This window comes from Ruegeria sp. BG6 (genome assembly GCF_056538465.1).
The window spans coordinates 1-839 of record NZ_JBQFTB010000051.1 but is presented as its reverse complement, the minus strand read 5'-3'; the positions used below and the strand labels follow the sequence as shown (position 1 = coordinate 839).

Below are 839 nucleotides of genomic sequence, written 5' to 3'. Positions count from 1 at the left end.
GGTTTTTTCACCCAGTCTCTTTCGGATCGTGATCCTGAGCTTTTCGGCTCGATCCGGTCCGAGTTGGGGCGCCAGCGCGATGAAATCGAGCTGATTGCGTCCGAGAACATCGTCAGCGCCGCAGTGATGGAGGCGCAGGGCTCGGTGATGACCAACAAATACGCCGAAGGCTATCCCGGGCGGCGCTATTATGGCGGCTGCCAGTTCGTGGACATTGCCGAGAACCTGGCCATCGACCGCGCCAAGCAGCTGTTTGGCTGCGGTTTCGCCAACGTGCAGCCGAACTCGGGCTCTCAGGCCAACCAGGGCGTGTTCCAGGCGCTGATCAAACCCGGTGACACCATTCTGGGCATGAGCCTGGATGCCGGTGGTCACCTGACCCATGGCGCCCGCCCGAACCAGTCGGGCAAGTGGTTCAACGCGGTGCAGTACGGCGTCCGCAAGGAAGACAACATGCTGGACTACGATCAGGTCGAGGCGCTGGCGAAAGAGCACCAGCCCAAGCTGATCATCGCCGGTGGCTCGGCCATCCCGCGCCAGATCGACTTTGCCCGCATGCGCGAGATCGCCGACATGGTCGGCGCCTATCTGCACGTGGACATGGCGCATTTCGCCGGTCTGGTGGCGGCGGGCGAGCACCCCAGCCCCTTCCCGCATGCGCATGTGGCGACCACCACGACGCACAAGACCCTGCGCGGCCCGCGTGGCGGCATGATCCTGACCAATGATGAAGATATCGCAAAGAAAGTGAACTCGGCCATCTTCCCCGGCATTCAGGGCGGCCCGCTGATGCACGTGATCGCGGCCAAGGCCGTGGCCTTCGGCGAGGCGCTGCAGCC

The 839-nt window shown here is 63.8% G+C and carries 1 protein-coding gene; it reads left to right on the top strand.

What is annotated here, in order from left to right; translation table 11 throughout:
• Nucleotides 1–839: serine hydroxymethyltransferase (gene glyA, locus ACR0JW_RS23890; RefSeq protein ID WP_480714618.1), on the top strand; the 839-nt coding region annotated here is incomplete at both ends.